Annotated in this window: 20 protein-coding genes; 13 read left to right on the top strand and 7 right to left on the bottom strand. The window is 72.7% G+C overall.

The features are described 5' to 3' along the window. From CCN42_RS03695 to CCN42_RS03675, 5 genes are all read right to left on the bottom strand, one after another. On the bottom strand, positions 1-248 hold a 248-nt coding region (locus CCN42_RS03695), incomplete at its 3' end, for an acyl carrier protein (RefSeq protein WP_086733039.1). A 62-nt stretch (positions 249-310) separates the two neighbouring features. Beyond that, the gene (locus CCN42_RS03690; RefSeq protein ID WP_086733038.1) at positions 311-1,597 is read right to left on the bottom strand and encodes a ketosynthase chain-length factor; all 1,287 of its coding nucleotides are present in this window, start codon (positions 1,595-1,597) and stop codon (positions 311-313) included. Continuing rightward, entirely contained in the window at positions 1,590-2,867 is a 1,278-nt protein-coding gene (locus CCN42_RS03685; protein ID WP_086733037.1) for a beta-ketoacyl-[acyl-carrier-protein] synthase family protein, read from the bottom strand. Before CCN42_RS03685 ends, CCN42_RS03690 begins: the two co-directional genes overlap by 8 nt. Continuing rightward, entirely contained in the window at positions 2,864-3,271 is a 408-nt protein-coding gene (locus tag CCN42_RS03680; protein WP_086733036.1) for a cupin domain-containing protein, read from the bottom strand. Before CCN42_RS03680 ends, CCN42_RS03685 begins: the two co-directional genes overlap by 4 nt. Positions 3,272-3,353: 82 nt before the next feature. Beyond that, complete coding sequence (locus CCN42_RS03675; protein WP_086733035.1) at positions 3,354-3,680, bottom strand: TcmI family type II polyketide cyclase; 327 nt, start codon at positions 3,678-3,680, stop codon at positions 3,354-3,356. Between the two features lie 467 nt (positions 3,681-4,147). Between CCN42_RS03675 and CCN42_RS03670 the strand changes: the two genes are divergently transcribed. The 5 genes from CCN42_RS03670 (at position 4,148) to CCN42_RS03650 (ending at position 8,057) form a co-directional block, all read left to right on the top strand. After that, the gene (locus tag CCN42_RS03670) at positions 4,148-4,588 is read left to right on the top strand and encodes a flavin reductase family protein (protein WP_245877131.1); all 441 of its coding nucleotides are present in this window, start codon (positions 4,148-4,150) and stop codon (positions 4,586-4,588) included. Beyond that, positions 4,585-5,427, top strand: a complete 843-nt coding sequence (locus CCN42_RS03665) for an AfsR/SARP family transcriptional regulator (RefSeq protein ID WP_086171393.1) — start codon at positions 4,585-4,587, stop codon at positions 5,425-5,427. The genes CCN42_RS03670 and CCN42_RS03665 overlap by 4 nt, the downstream gene beginning before the upstream one ends. Before the next feature lie 190 nt (positions 5,428-5,617). Continuing rightward, a complete protein-coding gene (locus CCN42_RS03660) occupies positions 5,618-6,061 on the top strand; it encodes a COX15/CtaA family protein (RefSeq protein WP_086171392.1) in 444 nt (147 codons plus the stop codon). Then, entirely contained in the window at positions 6,058-7,662 is a 1,605-nt protein-coding gene (locus CCN42_RS03655; protein WP_086733034.1) for a multicopper oxidase family protein, read from the top strand. Before CCN42_RS03660 ends, CCN42_RS03655 begins: the two co-directional genes overlap by 4 nt. Positions 7,663-7,829: 167 nt before the next feature. Further along, positions 7,830-8,057, top strand: coding sequence for a DUF6059 family protein (locus tag CCN42_RS03650; RefSeq protein ID WP_086733033.1), 228 nt, complete (start codon positions 7,830-7,832; stop codon positions 8,055-8,057). Between the two features lie 26 nt (positions 8,058-8,083). On the opposite strand, the gene CCN42_RS03645 is transcribed toward CCN42_RS03650, so the two are convergent. Next, positions 8,084-8,593 (bottom strand): anthrone oxygenase family protein, encoded by a 510-nt coding sequence (locus CCN42_RS03645; RefSeq protein ID WP_245877130.1) that lies wholly within the window; start codon positions 8,591-8,593, stop codon positions 8,084-8,086. A 159-nt stretch (positions 8,594-8,752) separates the two neighbouring features. Here CCN42_RS03645 and CCN42_RS03640 point away from each other — a divergent pair, with 159 nt between their 5' ends. The 7 genes from CCN42_RS03640 to CCN42_RS03610 all read left to right on the top strand — a co-directional run bounded on the left by CCN42_RS03640 (position 8,753) and on the right by CCN42_RS03610 (position 18,131). Further along, the gene (locus tag CCN42_RS03640; RefSeq protein WP_086733031.1) at positions 8,753-10,276 is read left to right on the top strand and encodes an MFS transporter; all 1,524 of its coding nucleotides are present in this window, start codon (positions 8,753-8,755) and stop codon (positions 10,274-10,276) included. 248 nt (positions 10,277-10,524) lie between these two features. Next, complete coding sequence (locus CCN42_RS03635) at positions 10,525-13,269, top strand: helix-turn-helix transcriptional regulator (RefSeq protein ID WP_086733030.1); 2,745 nt, start codon at positions 10,525-10,527, stop codon at positions 13,267-13,269. An 81-nt stretch (positions 13,270-13,350) separates the two neighbouring features. Beyond that, a complete protein-coding gene (locus CCN42_RS03630; RefSeq protein ID WP_245877129.1) occupies positions 13,351-14,085 on the top strand; it encodes an alpha/beta fold hydrolase in 735 nt (244 codons plus the stop codon). 208 nt (positions 14,086-14,293) lie between these two features. Then, the gene (locus CCN42_RS03625; RefSeq protein ID WP_169731397.1) at positions 14,294-15,553 is read left to right on the top strand and encodes a sugar ABC transporter substrate-binding protein; all 1,260 of its coding nucleotides are present in this window, start codon (positions 14,294-14,296) and stop codon (positions 15,551-15,553) included. A gap of 38 nt (positions 15,554-15,591) precedes the next feature. Next, complete coding sequence (locus CCN42_RS03620; RefSeq protein ID WP_086733029.1) at positions 15,592-15,867, top strand: ABC transporter permease family protein; 276 nt, start codon at positions 15,592-15,594, stop codon at positions 15,865-15,867. Positions 15,868-15,978: 111 nt separating this feature from the next. After that, the gene (locus CCN42_RS03615) at positions 15,979-17,034 is read left to right on the top strand and encodes an AraC-like ligand-binding domain-containing protein (RefSeq protein WP_086733028.1); all 1,056 of its coding nucleotides are present in this window, start codon (positions 15,979-15,981) and stop codon (positions 17,032-17,034) included. 11 nt (positions 17,035-17,045) lie between these two features. Further along, positions 17,046-18,131 (top strand): DUF8189 domain-containing protein, encoded by a 1,086-nt coding sequence (locus CCN42_RS03610; protein WP_143661844.1) that lies wholly within the window; start codon positions 17,046-17,048, stop codon positions 18,129-18,131. Here the strand turns inward: CCN42_RS03610 and CCN42_RS03605 are convergent. Further along, positions 18,124-19,356: a low temperature requirement protein A gene (locus CCN42_RS03605; RefSeq protein ID WP_245877128.1), complete on the bottom strand. Its 1,233-nt coding sequence runs from the start codon at positions 19,354-19,356 to the stop codon at positions 18,124-18,126. The genes CCN42_RS03610 and CCN42_RS03605 overlap by 8 nt on opposite strands. 271 nt (positions 19,357-19,627) lie before the next feature. Between CCN42_RS03605 and CCN42_RS03600 the strand changes: the two genes are divergently transcribed. Next, positions 19,628-20,206: a Dps family protein gene (locus CCN42_RS03600; protein ID WP_086733025.1), complete on the top strand. Its 579-nt coding sequence runs from the start codon at positions 19,628-19,630 to the stop codon at positions 20,204-20,206. The last annotated feature ends 32 nt before the right edge of the window (positions 20,207-20,238 follow it).

The following is a 20,238-nucleotide window of genomic DNA, read 5'->3' as shown; positions in this document are numbered from 1 at the left end:
GCGGCCGGCCGCAGCTGGTCGTTGATGAGCGTGTGGATCTCGGGGAAGCAGGTGACACCCTCGGTGTCGAGCTCGATGTCGTAGCGGTTCTCGACCTCGGTGAGGACGTTGAGCAGACCCAGCGAGTCCACTCCCATGTCCTCGATGGTCACGGTCGGGTCGTCCGTCCGCAGCACCTCGGCGGGAACGCCGGTGCAGCGCTGGACGATCGTCAGGAACTCCTCGTAGGTGAGGGGCGGGACGGTCATGGATGCCGGTCCTTTCGACTCGGGTGGAAGCGTGACTGGGTGGTGCGGCTCGGGGCGGCCCGTCAGCGGGCCACCGCCCGGACGACGAGCGCGGAGTTGAAACCCCCGAAGCCGCGGGCGAGCACGAGGGCGGTGCGCAGCGGCGTCTCCCGCGGCCGCGTCACCAGGTCGACACGGTGGCCCGCGTCCGGCACCACCCCGCGGGGCGTGGGCGGGATCACCTGCTCGCGCAGGGCCAGCAGCGCGGTCACCACGTCGAGCGGCGCGCCCCCCGCGTACAGCCGGCCGTAGCCCGCCTTGGGCGCGGTCACAGGCACCCCGCGCGGCCCGAAGACCTCCGCCAGACACCGCGCCTCGGCGCGGTCCGCCTCGGGGACGCCCGCCGCGTCGGCGAACACCACGTCGATGTCGCCCGGTACGGCGCCGGCGTCCGCGAGGGCCAGCTCCACCGCCCGGCGCAGCGCCGTGGGCCCGTGCGACGCCGCCCCCGGCAGCGGACCGGACGCCGCCCCGCGCGACGCCGTCCCGGGCGGCGGGTCGAACGTCGCCCCGTGCCCCGCGATCTCCCCGTACGGCCGCTCCGCGCCCCGCGCACGGGCGGCGTCGTCGGCCTCCAGGACCAGGAGCGCTCCGCCCTCGCCGGGCACATGACCGCGGGCGGCCGTGTCGAACGGCAGATAGGCGCGCTCCGGGTCGGCGCTGCCGCTCAGCCTCCCCGACGTGGACTGGCAGGTCAGCGCGTACGGGCTGAGCGGTGCCTCGGTGCCCCCGGTGAGGACCATCGCGGCATCGCCCCGCACCAGGGCGCGCCGGGCCTGGGCGATGGCGTCGAGCCCGCCGGCCTGCTCGGCCACGACGACCCCGCAGGGGCCCTTCATGCCGTGCCGGATCGACAACTGTCCGGTCGTCGCCGCGTAGAACCAGGCGATCGACTGGTACGGGCCCACATGGCGCGGGCCCTTGGACCACAGCGCCTCGATCTCCCGCTGCCCGAAGGCGTTGCCCCCCGACGACGACGCCGTGATGACGCCCATCCCGAGCGGCGGGAGGTCACCGGGCCGTACCCGCGCGTCGCGCAGCGCCTCCTCGCCGGCCAGCAGCGCGAACTGGCTCCAGCGGTCGGTCTGGAGGGTCAGCCGGGGATCCACGCCCGGCACCGGGTCCCCGACGGGCACCTCCCCGGCCACCCGGACCGGGAAGCCGTCCGTGTCGAACCGGCTCAGCGGTCCGAGCGCGTTACGGCCCTCCAGCACCGCCCGCCAGAACTCCCGCGCTCCCGTTCCGGACGGGGCGATCGCCGAGAGGCCGGTGACGACGGCGCGCCGCCCGGCCGTGACCGTGTCAGGCATCGCGCACCGCCGGACGGGGAGCGGTCAGCACCATGGCCGTCTGGAAGCCCCCGAAACCGCTGCCGACACTCAGCACGGTGTCGGTACGGTGCTCACGGGCCCACAACGGTACGTAGTCCAGGCCGAGTTCGGGGTCGGGCGTGCGGAGGTTGGCGGTGGGGGGCACGGTGTCCGTCTCGATCGCCAGGGCGCACGCCGCGAGTTCCAGGGCCCCGATGGCGCCCAGGGAGTGGCCGACCATGGACTTGATCGAGCTGACCGGCACCCGGTACGCGTGCTCCCCGAGCGCCGTCTTGAAGGCAGCCGTCTCGTGCCGGTCGTTCTGCCGGGTGCCCGACCCGTGGGCGTTGACGTAGTCCACGGCCTCGGCCGGCAGCCGGGCCCGGTCCAGGGCCACCCGCACCGCCTCGGCCAGCTCCGCGCCGTCCGGGCGCAGCCCCGTCATGTGGAAGGCGTTGCCGCGCTGCGCGTATCCCGCGACCTCGCAGTAGACGCGGGCCCCGCGGCGGCGCGCCGCCCCGGCCTCCTCCAGGATCAGCACGGCGGCGCCCTCGCCGAGGACGAAGCCGTCACGGTCCCGGTCGAACGGGCGGGAGGCGTGCTCCGGGTCGTCGTTGTTGGGCGAGGTCGCCTTGATGGCGTCGAAGCAGGCCACGGTGATCGGGGACACCGGCGCGTCGGTGGCACCGGCCACCACCACCTCGGCCTGCCCGTCCTCGATGAACTGGGCCCCCTGCGCCACGGCGTCCAGCCCCGAGGTGCAGCCCGTCGACACGACCCGCACCGGGCCCTGGGCACCGGCCGTCCACGCCACCTCGGCGCCGAGCGCGCCGGGCACCAGCGCCCGGTACAGGTGCGGGTACGGGTCGGAGGCGTCCACCACCCAGCGGCTGCCGCCCTCACTGACGCGCACGTACTCCCGCTCCAGGGTCACCGTGGAGCCCACCGCGCTGCCCACCGAGACACCGATGCGGTGCGCCGGCACGCCGTCCGTCGCCATGCCGCTGTCGGCCAGCGCCTCCCGGGCCGCCACCACCGCGAACTGCGCGCAGCGGTCCATACGGCCGGTCTCGACGGCCGTGAGGCCGGCCGCGGCGGCGTCGAAGTCGCACTCCGCCGCGATCCTCGAGCGATACCCGGAGGCGTCGAAGTGCGTGATGGCACGGGTCGCCGTCCGCCCCTCGGTGAGCAGCTTCCAGAACGCCTTGGTGCCGATGCCGCCGGGCGCGACCACGCCGATGCCGGTGACGACGGCCTTGCGGCGACTCATACGGACTCCTGATCCGGCAGGGGCTCGGTGTCCACGTGCCCGAGTTCGGGGCGCGGCGCCAGCGGGCCCAGCTGGAAGACCATGAAGGCGGGGCTCGTCCCGTGGTTCTCCAGCCGGTGGCGCACGTTCTTCCGCAGATGCAGCGCCTCCCCGGCGGCGAGCGGGACGGGGGCGCCGTCGATCCGCGCCGTGATCTCACCGCTCACGAGGTACAGGAACTCCTCGGAGTACGGGTGGTAGTGCTCGGTGACCACGTCGCCGGGCGCCAGGGTCAGCACGCCCATGAAGCCGGACGTGGTGCCCGCCGTGGCGGGGCTCAGCAGCGTGCGCAGATCCCCGCCACGCCGCCGGTTGGGTGCGACGTCCTGCACCGAGATCTTGGTCATTCGGTCGCCGGCAGCCATGCCGGCCTCCTCTCCTCGTGCCCGCGCTCCCCCCGGACCGGCTCCTTCGACGTCGCCGACGCGGACGAGAGCCACGCGGCGGTCAGCCGTCCGCTCGCCAGGTGTAGAACTCGTGCGCCATCGCGTCCTGCGGGCCGCGCCAGGTCTGCGGGTCGTACGCGGTGATGTGCGCGCCCAACCGCTCGTTGACGTCCTGGAACAGCGGATGGTCACGCACCCCGGCGAGGGCGGCGCGGACCTCTTCGTCCGACGCGATGTAATGCATGTACAGGTCGTGGAAACGAAACAATCGCCGCTCCCGCACACCGATCAGACGGGGCAGCTCTCCGGCGTCGGATTCGGCGAAGATACGCTTCACATCGGCCGCCGAGTCCGGCTTCATGCGGGCCACGATGAGGGTGCTGCGCATTGTCTTTCCCTCCGGTCTGAGGACACCGCTCGGGGCGGCCGCATCAGCGTCGCGCAGCCCGGTAAAGCGTCGATGAGGGCGGAGAAAAACCGGCTGGGGCGCATCCCGGCACGGCACCCGGCTCTCCTGAATTGCCCGGCCGGCCCGGCGAGATGACCGGCTCCGTCCCCGCCCGCACCGGCTTGAACAGCGGCGATACGTCACCAACCCCTGCTGCGGTACGGGCCCTTCGGACGAAAGTACCGTCCCCGCTCATCCCTAGGGACGTAGGCGAGCCGAACACCCCGTAGTTAGGCTCCGGGTAACCGCACCGCTCTTGCTCAAGGTTCTGTGCAGTGCTCCGTACGACACGACCTATGCGGTATTCCCAGGGGGTAGAAGTGGACAGTCTGACCGTTCCCGGCGCCAAGGAAAAACTCCCCTCACCCATTGACGGAGAGGCGCTCCGAGAAGTGTGCGGACGGTTTGTGACCGGCGTGGTGGTGATCACCTTCCAGGGGGCGGACCGGGAACCCACGGGACTCACCGTGAATTCCTTCACCTCGGTGTCCCTGACGCCGGCGCTCGTCCTGTTCTGCGTCCACCGCGATTCCCGGGCCCTCACGGCGGTCGAGGAGGCCGGGGCGTTCGCGGTGAACATCCTCGCCGCCGACCAGAAGGAGCTGTGCCGGGCGTTCGCCGCCCGCGACACGGCCCGCTTCGCCGGACTCGCCCACCGAAGCGGCGCGACCGGAACCCCGCTGATCGCCGACTCGCTCGGCTACCTCGACTGCCGGGTCCACGCCATCGTCCCCGGCGGCGACCACGCCATCGTGCTCGGCGAGGTCGTCGACCTCGGACTGCTGCGCGAGGAACCACCGCTGGCGTTCTTCCGCAGCGCCCACCCGCGGCTGGAGGTCCGCGCATGACCGCCGTCATCGACCACGCGCCGGCCACCGGCGCCCAGGACATCACGCCCCGCACGGTCGCCCTGCGGCTCCTGGGCCCCCTGGAGATCGTGGTGGACGCCAAGGAGGTCCCGCTCCCGCAGCGCAAGCTGCGGCAGCTGCTCGCCACCCTGCTGATCCGGCCCAACTCCACCGTCTCCAACGAGACGCTGATCGGTGAACTGTGGGGCGACCACCCACCCGCCACCGCGCTGGCCGCCGTCCGTGTCTACGTCTCCCAGCTGCGCAAGTTCCTCATCCGGCACGACCTCGACGGTCGCTGGTGCACCCTGCGCACCCGCCCCCCGGGCTACCAGCTCCAGATCAACGACGGGGTCCTGGACACGGTGTGCTTCGACCGGATGTGCGCGCTGGCCGCCGAGTCCGCCGAGGCCGGCCACCGCGAACTGGCCTCACGGCAGTACCGGGAGGCGCTCGCGCTGCGCCGCGGACCGGCCCTGCAGGACCTGCGCGAGAGCCCGGCGCTGGTCGGCACCGCCGTGCAGTACGACGAGGCGTGGATGACGGCGCTCAAACGGCGCATCGACCTCGACCTGCTCCTGGGCCGGCACCTCGAACTCGTCGGCGAACTACGGCGGCTGGTGGCCGAGGAACCCCTCAACGAGGGTTTCTGCGCCCGCCTCATGATCGCCCTGCACGGCAGCGGCCGCAGCGGCGACGCCCTCGCCGCCTACCGGCTGACCCGCGGCCGGCTCATCGAGGACCTGGGCATCGAGCCCGGACTCGAACTGCGCCTGGCCCACCAGACCGTCCTCACCGACGACGTCGCCCTGCGCCGGAGAGCCAGGGCCACGGCCTGACGACAAGTGCAGCAATTCCGGATAAGACAGCACCGTCCCACGGTGCGAGACTCGCGGTGGTCGCGCTCACGGAGTGCCGCACACCATGTGGTCCGGGCGCGCCCGCCCATCGGAGAGTTCGAGGACGGGACGGACCCGTTGACCCACGCCGCGGTCCGCCGTGGTGCGATCCCGCCCAGAAAGCGGAGTGATGACGAACTTGTCCCCTCAGGCACGGGGCGCGCACCGAGCCCGTGCGTCCCACCGTGCCGCGGCCACGCTGCTCGCCCTGACGACGCTGCTGCAGGTCGGGCTCGCGGGCGGCTACATCAGCGGCGACTACGAATCGCTGGAGATGCACGACATCAACGCCGGGGTGCTGATGCTCGCCGCGCTCCTCACGCTCGGCACGGCCGTCTGGCTGCGGCGCGCCGGAGGGCCCGTGCGGCCGGTGGCCACCTCGGTGGCGCTGCTGGTCGCGCTGGTGCTGCAGATGTTCCTCGGCATGGAGCGGATCGTCGCCGTGCACGTGACGCTCGGTGTGCTGATCGCGTGCGCGGTCACCGTGCTCGTCATGCGGGCGTGGATGATGTCCCTGCCCGCCGGGCCCCGCACCGTCACCGAGGCCGGACGCGAGCCGGAGACCGTCTCATGAGGCGACGTCGGTTCCTCGGCGGCACGGCGGCCGGCGCCGCCGCACTCGCCGCCGTCTCCGTGCCCCTCATCGGCAGTGCCCTGCGCCGGGCGGACGGCTCCAGCCCCGGCCGGGTCCTGTCCTCCCGGGCCCGCCTGCCCGAGCCGTACCAGGTGCCGCTGCCGGTACCCGACGTGCTGGACCCGGTGAGCCGGGGCGGCGGCACCGACGTGTACGAACTGACCCAGCGGGTCGCCGACCTGGAGATCCTGCCGGGACTGCGCACCCGTGCCTGGACGTACGGGGGAACGTTCCCCGGGCCCACCGTGGTCTCCCGGTCGGGGCGGCGCACCCAGGTCCGGCACCGCAACGAACTTCCCCAGCCCAGCGTCGTCCACCTGCACGGCGGTCACACCCCCGCCGGCAGCGACGGCTATCCCGTCGACGTCATCCTGCCCGCGGGCGGCGCGATCAGCGCCGAGCAGGCCATGAGGGCCATGACGGAGGGCATGCCCGGGCACGGCGGTCACACCGGGCACGGTGGGCACGCAGGCATCAGCGGCGTGGCCGAGGCGGAGCGCACGTACACGTACCCCATGCGGCAGCGCGCGGCCACCCTCTGGTACCACGACCACCGGATGAGCTGGACCGGCCTCGGGGTGTGGAGCGGACTCGCCGGCTTCCACCTGGTCCGTGACGACGAGGAGGACCGGCTGCCACTGCCCCGGGGCGACCGTGAACTGCCCCTGCTGATCACGGACCGGTCATTCGAGGAGGACGGCTCCTTCCGCTACCCCCTGATCGACCCCGGCCTCGGACGCCCAGGAGTCACCGACGACTACATGGACGGGGTGCTGGGGGACGTCGTCCTGGTCAACGGCGCACCGTGGCCGGTGCACCGCACCGACGGCGCCCGCCACCGGCTGCGGCTGCTCAACGGCTCCAACGCCCGCCCGTACCGCCTGGAGTTCGACCCCCAGCCGCCCGGCGGTGACGCGTTCGTCCAGATCGGCAGCGACGGCGGACTGCTCGAGCGGCCGGTGCGGCACGACGCCGTGCACCTCGGCCCCGGCGAACGCTTCGACGTGGTCGTCGACTTCGCGCGCTGGAAGCCGGGCAGCCGCGTCCGGCTGGTGAACACGCTCGCCGACGGCACCGCCCACGACGTGATGGCGTTCGACGTCGTCCGTGCCTCCGCCGCCGACGACTCCCGCGTCCCGGACCGGCTCTCGCGCGTCGAACGGCTCGACCCGGCCGAGGCCGTCACCACACGCGACTTCCACTTCCGGCTGGGCAAGGACGGCTGGACCATCAACGACGACGGCTACCGGCCGGGCCGGGCACTGGCCCGCCCCAAGCTCGGGCAGCTGGAGATCTGGCGGTTCACCACGAGCCTGCAGCACCCGGTGCACGTCCACCTGAACCACTTCCAGGTGCTCTCCCGCAACCACGGCGACCCCGGCCCCTACGACGCCGGCTGGAAGGACACCGTGGACCTCCGTCCCACCGAGGCGGTGGAGGTGGCGATCCGTTTCACCGACTACGCGGGGACCTACATGCTCCACTGCCACAACCTGGAGCACGAGGACATGGCGATGATGGCCGATTTCGTCGTGGAATGACGAGGACGGACCGCGACGGCCGTACGACGCGGTAGCACGGAACGGCGGTAGCACCGCGGTGGTTGTTCCCCCCCCACGGGGAACAACCGCCCCGCTGCCGCGCTGTTCCCATTCCCGCGTCACCCACGTTTTATCGGCGCTTTTGCGGACTGGGCCACGATGGCTCCATGCGTAATCCCCTGCGCGGCCTGCTGCGATTCCTCATGGACGCGCTCATCGCGTACGGCGAGGTGTACATGTGCCCGCCGGCACCAGAACTCGCCGGCCCCGCACCCGGACATCCCGAACGTCTCATCCCGGACGTCCCGCTGACCGAGGCGGAACACGCCCTCGCCCGCCAACTGGCGGAAGACCGGCACCCGGAGGAACACGGCCGGGGCGAGCGGCAGGGATGAACCGCGCCGCAGCGGCCCGCGCCCCGTCACACGGCACTGTCGGCGGGCGTCGCCCTCTCTTCCCTCTCGGCCGCCGTACGCCGGTCCTCGAACCGGCCGACAGCCGTGATCACCAGCAGTACCAGCGCCGCGACCGCGGTCAGCGTGCGCAGCTGGTTGAACATGTCCCACCGCTCCAGGATCTCCACGTGGTCGGCCGGCGGCGACGACACGGCCCACTCCTTGATACGGGCGTTGATCGGCACGTTCCCGAACCGCGTGACGAGGAAGGAGGCCAGGACCAGCAGCGCCGCCCCGCCGGCCAGCAGCCGCTCCCGGCCCCGGGTGACCAGCGCCAGCGCCAGCGAACCGAGCATCGCGGTCACCATGGCGGTCTGCATGACCGGCGAGTTCATCTTCATGAGTTCGGCATGGAACGACAGCCGCATGCCCATCGGCACCTCCCAGAACGTAGGTGCGAGATTCACCGCCCCATAGCCGAAAGCGCCGGCGAGAAGACCGGTGGCCGTCAGCGCGATTCCTTTCACCCATCGCACACGCAAGACGTCTCCCTCTGCCGGAATCGATTCTCGGTCCGGGACGGAAGGATATCCGGCCCGACTTCAACTCTTCCTGTTCTTCCGCCGGTTCAGGACTCCGGCGCCCGCACCGGAACCGCACCGCACGAGCCGGAAGGCGTCACCCCTGGAGGTTCCATGTCCCTCGAAGCACGGGCCGGGTCGGGCACCGGGACGGCCGCCCCCGCCCCGCGCGCCGGCCGCCACCCGGCCGTGGCCCTGCTGGTCATCGCCGCCGCGGAGCTGATGGTGGTGCTCGACGCGACGATCGTGAACATCGCCCTGCCCGGCATCCAGGCCGGCCTGGACATCCCCGGCGGCGCACTGGCCTGGGTCGTCAACGCCTACGCGCTGGCGTTCGGCGGACTGATGCTGCTCGGCGGCCGGGCCGGCGACCTCTTCGGCCGCCGCCGCGTCTTCCGCTTCGGCATCGCCCTGTTCGTCTTCGCCTCCCTGCTGGGCGGGCTGGCGCCCGGGACCGCACCGCTCATCGCCGCCCGGGCCCTGCAGGGCGTCGGTGCGGCGATCGCCGCACCGACCGCGCTGTCACTGATCGCCACCAACTTCGCCGAGGGCCGGGACCGCAACCGGGCCATGGGCACCTACGCGGCCATGGCCGGCGTCGGCTCCACCGTGGGACTCGTCCTCGGCGGGCTGCTCACCCAGTACCTCGACTGGCGCTGGGTGCTGCTCGTCAACGTCCCCGCCGGGCTGGCGGTGCTGGCCGGCACGGTCGTCCTCGCCGAGGCCGGCCGCGCACAGGGCAAGGCCGACGTCACGGGTGCCGCGACGGGAACCGCGGGCCTGCTCGCCCTGGTGTACGCCATCACCCGCGGCGGACAGGACGGCTGGACGGACCCTCTGACGGTGACGGCCCTCGGCACGGCAGCGGTCCTGCTCACCGTCTTCCCGCTGACCCAGGCGCGCGCCCGGAGTCCCCTGCTCCCGCTGGGCGTCCTGCGCGACCGCAGCCGCGCCGGCACCTGCCTCACCCTGTTCCTCGTCGGCACGGGCATGTTCGCCACCTTCTACTTCCTGACCCTCTACATGCAGCACGTACTCGGCTACGGGCCGATCCGGACCGGCCTCGCCTACCTGCCGTTCAGCATCGGCATCGGCATCATGGCGGCCGTCGGATCCCGGCTCGTGGTCCGGCACCCACCGCGCGAACTGGCCGTCCCCGGACTCGCCGTGGCCGCGGCCGGCATGATCTGGCTGAGCCGCCTGACACCGCACTCCTCGTACTGGGGCACCCTGAAGCCGGGCATGCTCGTGACGGCGCTCGGCCTCGGCGCCACCTTCGTGCCGCTCACCCTCACCGCCGTACGGAACGTCGACGACCGGGACTCGGGCAGCGCCTCGGCCCTCCTCACCACGGCGCAGCAGATCGGCGGAGCGCTCGGCCTGGCCACGCTCGCCACCCTGTCCACCGCGGCCGCCGACCGACGCCTCCCGCACGCCGACACCGCCCACCGCGCGGGCCTGCGCGCCCACGACCCCACCCTCGTCGCCCACGCCCAGGACGCCCTGACGTACGGCTACACCCGCGCCTTCCTCGGCTCGGCCGCCGTCTTCACGGCGGCCCTCCTCCTCGCGTGCCTCACCGTCGACGCGGGTCCGCAGGAGCGCACCGAGCCCGGCAGCCCGCAGGAACCGTCCTGAGCCCGGCGGTCCGTGCGGCGCCCACCCGGGTCGTCCGTGGGCCGGGCAGACGGCGGGCCAGGTGCGCACAGGGAACGGTTAGAGTGCACTGAGGGGCAAATGTCCACCGGCACATCGCCTGCCCGCGGCCGCGCCGCACACGCACGCACTCCCCGCGCGCCGTACCGGTGACGGCTGCCGCGAGGGCGACCCGCCGGCAGGGAACGGGGACTGCCCCGGCAGGTGAGAACGGACGGAATGGGTCGTAGATGGCAGGAGCAGGCGGTCCGCCGTCGCGTAGCGGTCTGCGCGGCCGGGAGGCCGAACTGGGAGAGCTCGAGGCGCTGATCGTCTCCGTGGCCCGCACCGGAAGCGCCGCGCTGGCCCTCGTCCAGGGCGAACCGGGCATCGGCAAGACCACACTGCTCGCCGAGGCGGTCACCGAGGCCGCGGCGGCGGGCTTCTCGGTCGGCGTCGGCAAGGCCGACGAACTGCATCACATCGTGCCGCTCTCCTCACTGGCGGCCTGCGTCCTGCACGGTGACCGGCCCCTGCTGTCCGGTGACGCCTTCGCCGATCTGGCACGCCATCACGATCAGCGGATCTGGCTGGTGGAGCGCCTGGCCGAGATGATCGAGGCCAGAGCCGGCGGCATGCCGGTGCTGATCGGTCTCGACGACGTCCAGTGGGCCGACCCGCTGAGCCGATTCGCCCTGCAGCACCTTCCGGTGCGCCTGCGGACCTCACCGGTGCTGTGGCTGCTGACCAGCCGGCGGGAACCGGCGGGCCCGGCGGAGGAGATCGTCGCCGCCGCGGCCGGCCATCTCCCGGCGATCACCGTGTCCTTGGGGCCCCTGTCCGGTGCGGCCATCGCGCAGCTCGCGGGTGACGCACTCGGGGCAGCGGTCGGCGAACGGGTACGGGACCTGCTCGACGGAGCGGGCGGGAACCCGTTCCTGGCGGTCGAGATGCTCGCGGGACTGCGGACCGCCGACGTCCCGGACGACCACGTGCCACCGGGGCTCGTGGTGGGCGTGCGCGGCAGGCTCAGGTCCCTGCGGCCCGGCACACTGCGCTTCCTGCAGATGGGGGCGGTCCTGGGGCGCACGTTCGGCTTCCACGACGCCGCCGCGCTCTGCGGCCGGCCGGCCGCAGAGCTCATCGAGGCGCTCGAGGAAGCCGTGCGCGCCGGGCTCCTGGACGACGACGGTGATCATCTGGTCTTCCGGCACGATCTGCTGCGCCAGGCGGTCTACGTGGACATCCCGCCCTCCGCCCGCAAGGCACTGCACCGGGAGGCGGCGCGTGGCCTCGTCGCCGCGGGGCACCAGCCGGTCGACGCGGTGCCGCACATCCTCAGGGGAGCCCTGCCCGGCGACGAGGAAGCCGTCCTGCTGCTGCGGCGAGCGGCCGACGACGTCCTGCCGGTCACCCCGGGCCTCGCGGCCGACCTGATGACGCGCGCGCTGGAGCTCGTGCCGTCGGCCCGTCCGCTGCGCCTCGCCGTGGGGGAGCAGGCGGTCTGCTGCCTGACCCGGGCCGGCCGGAACGGAGAGGCCCTGTCGACGGGCGACCGGCTGCTGGCCGGCCGGCCACCGGTGGACGCCTTCGGCCGGCTGCAGGCCGCCCTGGGCGGGGCACTGTGGAACATGGATCTCGCCGGCGAACTGCGCCGCCGCGCCGAGGCCGCCCTCGCCCTGGGCGGTGCCGCCCCGGACATCGATGCCAGGCTGCGCGGCCTGCGCGCTCTGGCCATGTCCCGGGACCACGATCTGCGCGCGGCGAGTGAAGCCGGCGAGGCCGCGCTGCGTGCCGCCACCGCCACCGGCGACCGGGAGGCGCACGTCCTGGCCCTGTCCGCACTCGGCGAGATCGCGCAGAACGCGGGGGAGGGTTCGCTCGCGCTGCAACGCTTCGCCGCGCTGAGCGCCATCGATCCCGCCTACCTTCCCGAAGAGATCGTCGCGCACCTGTACGTGGACGACTTCGCGTCCGGCGAACGACTGCTCCGGCAGGCGACGGACACCGGGGCGACGCGTCAGGCCATGCTGCTGTGGGCCCAGGGCCAGCACGACCTCGGCCTCGGCCGGCTCGACGACGCCGACGCCGACTTCGTGACCATGGAGCGCCTGGAGGAGGAGGTGGGGGTCTGCGTCCAGCAGGTCAACGGCCGCGTGCTCCGCTCCAGGATCGCCCTGTTGCGCGGCGACCGGGACGACGCGCGGGAACACCTGGCCGCCGCGCGGGAACGCCTGGCGGCCAGACCGAACCCGGGCAACACGGCGGCGGTGCGCTTCCTGGAAGCCGTCCACGCCGAGGCCGACGAGGACTTCGGCCTCGCCGTCGACAGGATCCGGCAGGTGCAGCGGCAAGGTCCCTTCATGCGCTGGCGGCTCCTGCGGGACTGGGTCGACTCCGCGATCCGCATGGCCCTGCGCGGCGCGGAGCACGAACTCGCCGTGGACCTGGCCGCGCAGGCGAGGGCCCACGCCGAACGCAACCCCGCCGTGCCGACCGCCGCCGGCATCGCGGCGCACGCCGACGGGCTCGTGAACAACGATCCGCCCACGCTCGAACACGCCGTGGGACTGCTCGGCGAGAGCCCTCGCCCGCTGGTCCGGGCCGCCGCGTACGCCGATCTCGGACGGGCACTCCTCGCGGCCGGCCGGGAACGCCGGGCGGTGGCCGCGCTGACGCACGCCCGGGACCTGTTCGCCGCGTCGGGCGCCCACGCCCCGGCGGCGGCCGCGCAGCACGCCCTGGACGGCGCGGGGGCCGGCAGCCGCAGTGAGGCGGCCGTCGAGCGTCCCGTGCGGGGATGGGGGGCACTCACACCGTCGGAGAAGAAGATCGCGCGCCTGGTCGCCCAGGGCCACACCAACCGGTCTGCCGCGGACCTGCTCGTCGTCTCGCCCCACACGGTCAACACCCACCTGACGTCCGTCTTCCGCAAGTTGTCGGTCAACTCCCGGGTCCAGCTCGCCAATCTGGTCATGGGCCTGCCTGACGGCTGAGGGATTGGTACGTTCACGCGATGCCCCGCCCCGCGGCGGCCCGCTTGGCTGGTACACCCCACCCAGTCGGAGGTCACCGGCATGCACGGATCCAGCCCCGTACCGCCGACCGTCGTGCTCGTGCACGGTGCGTTCACGGACGCCTCGGCGTGGGCGGGGGTCACCAGGTCCCTGCACTGCGCGGGACTGAGCGTGCGCGCCCCGGCGAACCCGCTGCGGGGCCTGGCGCGGGACGCCGGCCACATCCAGGGCATGGTGCGTGACCTCGGCGGCCCCGTCGTGCTGGTCGGCCATGACTACGGCGGCTCGGTCATCACCCAGCTCACCGCCGACACCGACAACGTGGTGGCGCTGTGCTACGTCGCCGCGTTCGGCCCCGACGCGGGGGAGTGCGTCCTGGACATCATGGACCGCTTCGCCCCCACCCCGGTGGCCGACGCGACCTTCACAGCCGCTCTCCCCGCCCGGCACCCAGGCGCCCCGCCGGACCGGGAGCTGTACATCCGCAGGGAACGCTTCCCGCACGTGTACGCCGCCGACCTCGCGCCCGGAGTCGGCGAGGTGCTGTCCGCGACACAGCGCCCGATCGCCTGCCGCGCCCTGACCGGCAGGTCCGGCCCGCCGGCATGGGCCTGCACACCGTCCTGGTACGCCATCGCGACGGCCGACCGGGTGCTCAGCCCCACCGCCCAGCACTTCATGGCACAGCGCATGGCGGCCACCGAGCATGTGCTGGACGGCTCCCACGCGGTGATGCTGTCTCAGCCCGACGCCGTGGCGGCGATGATCCGGGAGGCGGCCGGCCACAGCCGCTGACCACGGTGGCGACGGTCGTCCGCGACGGGCCCCGCGGGCCGGTGGGCATGTTCCCGGAGGCCACGCGACGAGACCCGACCGCACCCGCTTAAGATGCATGCGAACAAAAGACGCCCTCCGGGCCGGCCCCACGGCCCCTGGAGTCCGCCCGTCGTCCTCGCGGCCCACGAACCCCGGCCGCGACCAGTCACCCGGTAAAGGCACCAGCATGATCTCACCGGCCCGACGGCCGGCGCGGCGCGCCGCCGCCCGATGGACCGCGAACCTGGCGATGGTGCTGGCTCTGACCCTGACCGGGTGCGCCGGTGGCACCGGTGCCGGGGCCGGCACGGGCGAGGTCACCTCGATCACCGTGCTCGACTACTACACCGAGGCGTCCGAGCACGCCCAGTGGGGCGAGATGCTCGCCGCGTGCGGCAGGACCGCCGGCGTCGAGGTCGAGCACACCAGTGTTCCGCCGGCGTCACTCGTCCCCACGGTGCTGCGGCAGGCGTCGTCGCGGACCCTGCCCGATCTGCTGATGCTGGACAACCCAGATCTGCAGCAGATCGCACAGACCGGCGCGCTGACCCCGCTGGACCGCTACGGCGTCGACACCTCGGGCTTCTCCGAGGGCATCCTGTCGGCGGGCACGTACCGGGGACAGGTGTACGGACTGGCCCCCTACGTCAGCACGGTCGCCCTCTTCTACAACAAGGACATGCTCGCCGAGGCCGGCGTCGCCGTCCCCGGGACCTGGGCCGAACTGAAGGCCGCCGCGGCCGCGTTGACCGGCCCCGGGCGCTACGGCATGGCGGTCGACGGGAGCGCCACGTTCGAGAGCAGCTGGCAGTTCCTGCCCTTCCTGTGGTCCAACGGCGGGCACGAGGCGCGGCTGGACACCCCGCAGGCCGCCCAGGCACTCCAGCTGTGGGTCGACCTGGTGGAGAGCGGCTCCATGTCGAAGTCGGTACTGACCTGGACGCAGGCCGACGTCCATGATCAGTTCGCTGCCGGGCGAACGGCCATGATGATCAACGGCCCTTGGCGGATCGCCGCTCTGAACGAGGACGCCGACCTGCGCTGGGGAGTGGCCCCCGTGCCCGTTCCCCGCGCGGGACGGACCCCGGTCACGCCGCTCGGCGGCGAGGTGTGGACGGTCCCCTGGAGTGCCTCCGAGGCCCGGCAGGAGAAGGCCGCCGAGGTCCTCGCCTGCCTGACCGACTCCACCCACATGCTCACCCTGGCGAAGCAGCACTTCACCGTGCCGTCCCGCACCGCGGTCGCCGACCGTTACGCCGAGCAGGACCCGACGATGGCCGTGTTCGTCGACAGCGTGCGAACGGCGCGCGTCCGTACCGCCGAACTCGGCGTCAGGTGGCCCAGGGCGGCGACCGGGATCCACACCGCCATCCAGTCGGCCCTGGCGGGGGAACAGACACCGAAGGAAGCCCTCGGGGACGCGCAGCGGATCGCGACCGGCGACTGAGTCGTCGGCGCGGTGGCGCCTTCGCCGCGCGCCGCGGCGTGTTCTCCGACGCGCTGGCGGTCAGGGTCCTCCTCGCCCTCACCCTGACCGACACTCCGGCTGTCCGGCCCATCACCCTGGGCGTCTACCAGTACATCGGCGCCTACGCGGACCACTGGAACGCCGTCATGGCCATGGCCGCCCCTGTGGTGGCGTCCGTCCCCTGGAACGCCGTCATGGCCGCCACCGTGGTGGCGTCCGTCCCCGCCGCCCTGCTGCTCGTCGTCCCCCAGCGCCTCACCTTCTCCGGCACCACCGGCGGAGCCGTCAGGTGAGGCCCGCTCCCGGCACCGCGCCCCTGATCTAGCGGGTTCACGCGATGTGCCGTCCCCGGGTCGGCTGCCACGGTGGTGCGGAAGGCACACCCCACCCGAAGGGCGAAGATCATGGCGCCGTACGTCCAGGAGGGAAGCGCCCTGGGCAGCTTCCTCACCACCGACTCACTGCCCGCGCACCACAGAGGGGCGTACTGGCGCGGAGCCCTCTCCGAGACCTTCGGCGTCGTGGACATGACCGTTCCTGAAGAGGTGTACCGCGGCACGATCCGTACGACACCGCTCGGCCGGCTCCAGGCCGTCACCGTGGACGGCGACGGACTGTCCGCCCTGCGCACGCGCCGACTCGTCAGCCAGGACGACAAGGACGAGTACATCGTCGTCACCTTGCTGGACACGGGAACCGCCCGCCTGGAACAGGACGGCCGCGAGGCACTCCTCGGCCCCGGCGACATCTTCCTCCACGACATGGCGCGCCCCCTCCGGCTCACCTTCCCCGAGTCCTTCCGGACCAAGTCCCTCCTCCTGCCGCGAGACGTCCTGGGGCTCGGCGAATCCGACATGGCCCGGGTCACGGCCTGCCCGATCGGCCCCGACACACCCCTCGGCGGCCTGCTCTCGCCCTTCGTGGCCGGGCTCGTGGACGGTGCCGGGAGCTACCCGCCCCGCACCAGGGAGCTGATGGCCCGCCACGTCGTGGACCTGCTCGGGATCATGGCCGACGAGGTCCTCGGGCGATCCGGCGCGGACACGTCCGGCGGCAACCGGGCCCTGCTGCTGCGGATCCAGGCCTTCATCGAACGTCATCTCGCCGACCCCGGCCTCACCCCGCGGGACATCGCCCGGGCCCACCACATATCCCTGCGCTACCTGCACAAACTGTTCGAGGGCGAGGACGCCACGGTCGGCCGGTGGATCCGGCGTCGCCGCCTGGAAGCGTGCCGGCGCGACCTGGCGCTCCAGGCGAGCGCCACGATCGCCGCGGTGGCCCACCGCTGGGGCTTCACGAGCGCCGCGCACTTCAGCCGGGTGTTCCGGGCCGCCTACGGCATGGCCCCCCGGGAATGGCGCGGTGGGCTCTGTGCCCTGTCGGTCAGGGACGCGTGCTCGGTGGGACAAGCCCGGACGCCGGATGCCGAAATCCTTGTGCCGAACGGAAATCGGTGAAGGAGTTCTCGATGCTCAGTGCGCGAAAGCGTTCAACTCGTCGTCGGCGTGCCGTACTGGCCGCCGTCGCCGCCGGCCTGCTGGTTCTGTGCGGGACACCGAGTCCCGCACAGGCCGCCGAGTCGGAATGGACCAGTTTCGACGGGGGCCAGGCACGGGTCCTGTCCGCCGTCTACTCCGTGGCGATCGGCGGCGCCACGTACGACGTCGCTCGCGGTACGGACAACAACGTGTGGTTCCGCCACAACGGCGGACAGTGGCGTGCCCTCGGTGACTTCGCCGCCACCCGCACCACGTCGCCGCCGCGGATCGTCGAGTTCCCCCGGGGCCGCGCCATGGCCCTCATCCGGGGCCTGGACGGCGAGATCTGGTACAGCCAGGTCAACAGTGGTTCCGCGAACTTCTGGACCGCCTGGACCCGGCTGCCCGCCGGCGCGAGGGCGATCGGCAGTCCCCTGGTGACCGTCAGCTCGGCCACCGGCGACCTCATGATCGAGGCACCGAACGCCAACCGGCAGATCAGCTACATGTTCCTGCGCAACTACAACGGAACGCTCTCGCCCGGGGGCTGGACCGTCGACACCCACGCGCTCCTCGGCACGAACCACGTGGACATCGAGGGCAACGGCCAGATCGCCGTCTACGGCACGGAGTACTACCGATCGGTGTACCGCAGCTTCGTCACGGGAAGCGACCACCGGGTCTGGCGCATCACGTCGAATCCCACGAACGGCGCCGTCACGGACGTGTCACAGGTCAACGGCGGAGCCGAATGCGTCACCGGGGTGACGGCGGCCCGCCTGGGAGACCAGAGCACCGTCGCCGGCCCCGGGCAGGCCGGATACGCCCAGCAGCAGCGCGTCATGATCTCCTGCGTCGGCAACGACGGATACGTATGGGTGAGCACGTCCTCGGACGGCGGCCTCACCTTCGACGGATGGCGCCACCCGACGGGCAGCCTCGCGCCGTCCACCACCACCCCCTCCGTGTTCGCGACGCCACTGTCGAACTCCTCGTGGACGCTGAACGTGCGGTGGAACGGCGCGCGCAGCTCCACGTTCCCGGACAACAGCATCGTCGCCAAGCGGATCAGCTAGCCGCGGTCCGCCGCCGCGTGGTCACCACCGCGACCAGCCCGCCCAGCAGGACACCGGCGACGAGCGCGGGCGCCGGGGACCACGCGGCCAGCAGGATCCCGACGGCGGCGACTGCGAACGGGACGGCCTCGGCCGCCCGCCGCTGGTGCGGCCGCAGGTGCACCGCCCACACCGTGATCACGAAGACCGCGGCGGGAACGGTGACCGCCATCGCGGCGCCCGCCGACGACGTGCCGGTGCGGTCCGAGAGGTGCTCGGCGTAGGCGGCCAGGCCCGCTCCCTCGGCGGCGGCCGAGGCGAACACCGGGAAGTGGCCGTAGGCCCACAGGAAACGCCTGCGGTGCGCCTGGTGCGTCGTGGCGAGCAGCGTGTGCGCGGGGCTGGTGAAGTACAGCCACCACATGGCGAAGGCGATCAGCAGGCCGCCGCCGGCCAGCGCGTACAGCGCGACGGTGCCGTGATGCCGGTCGAACGCTCCCCGGACGGCGACCGTCGCGGCGGCGACCGACTCACCCAGCACGATGAGGGTGAACAGCTCGTAGCGCTCGGCGATGTGACGCGGATGCCAGGGCGTCATCCCGGCGGACTGCGCCCACACGGGGACCAGGACCTCCGCGATGATCATCACGACGATGCCCGGGAGCCGGGTCTGCGCCGGAAGGAACAGCAGCCCCAGCCAGCCCAGCTGACACACCGTCACCCCGGCCGCGAAGCGCAGCGTCGTCCCGCGCCGGGCCGGGTCGGCGAGCCAGGCCCGGAGCCACAGCGCGGCCAGCGCCGTACGCAGCACCACGTACCCGAGCGTGATGACGAGCAGGTCCCCGTGCTCAAAGGCGCGGCCGACGCCGGCGGCGACGACGAGGGACCCCGTGATCTGCACCAGCACCGCGAGCCGGTAGGGAGTGTCGTCGGGGTCGTATGCGGAGGCGAACCAGGTGAAGTTCATCCAGGCCCACCAGATGGTGAAGAAGACCAGCGCGAACCGCAGGACGCCGGTGGCATGCTGTCCGTGCGCCAGTGCTTCGTGCAGACTCTCCGACGCCTGCGCCACGGCGACGACGAAGCACAGGTCGAAGAAGAGCTCCAGCGGGGTGGCGGACCGGTGCGCTTCCCCCGGGTCGCGGCCCGTCATCGTGTGCCCTCGGCGTACGGCCGTGACCAGCCGGGGGGTTCTCGCGCGCGGCACCGCACCGCTCACCACGTCCGTCTGCTCGTCGTTGCGCATCGCCGTTCCCCGTCCAGCCCGTCCGCTCGCCGTCATCGCCTGCCGACGCTAGGGCCGCCGGAGAACGGAGGAAGTCCACCGGCGCACGGATGCTTTCCCGTGAGCGCACGCCGGTGGCGAGCGCCGGACACCGCGCCAGACAACCGTGTGACGGACGCCGGACGCCGTGCGCCGACGGGTAACCGCCCGTGCGCCGCTGATCAACGCGGTTACGAGACGCGGCCCTAGCGTCGCTCGGGTACGCACAGCACGGCACCGCAGGAGGCGGAACATGAAGACCAGCTCCCAGCACGTGAGCGGCAGCCAGCCGTGGCTGCACCAGAAGGGCGAGGTGATCCAGGACTTCGGGACCGTCAAGCAGTTCCCGCTCGGCCTGTCGTACGAGGCACGGATGTACTCCTGCCAGCGCCTGAACAAGGTCCTCGCCGACACCCAGGTCCTGTACGGCCTCTACAAGAAGCACCACTGGCTGATGCGCGGCGCGACCTTCTACCAGCTGCACCTGGTACTGGACAAGCACGCGGGCGAGCAACTCGAACTGGTCGACACCCTCGCCGAGCGCGTGCAGTCACTCGGCGGCGTCGCGGTGGGCGACGCCCGCCACGTCGCGGAGATCACGTCGATCCCGCGTCCTCCGGACGGCGTGGAGGAGGTCCCGGCGATGCTGTCGCGGTTGCTGGAAGCGCACGAGACGATCCTCGTCGAGGCCCACGACGCCGCCGCCCGCACCGCCGACCTGGGCGACGACGGCACCAACGACCTCTTCGTCTCCCAGGTGATCAGGACCGGCGAGCTGCAGTCCTGGTTCCTGGCGGAGCACCTGGTGGACACCCCTCTCGTCCGCTCCTGACCCACCATGCCGACGCCCCCGCCGCTGCCCGT

This window comes from Streptomyces glaucescens (genome assembly GCF_002154375.1).
In the GTDB taxonomy this organism is placed as follows: domain Bacteria; phylum Actinomycetota; class Actinomycetes; order Streptomycetales; family Streptomycetaceae; genus Streptomyces; species Streptomyces glaucescens.
Note: the sequence above shows the minus strand (reverse complement) of the source record. Positions and strands in the feature narration are given on the sequence as shown.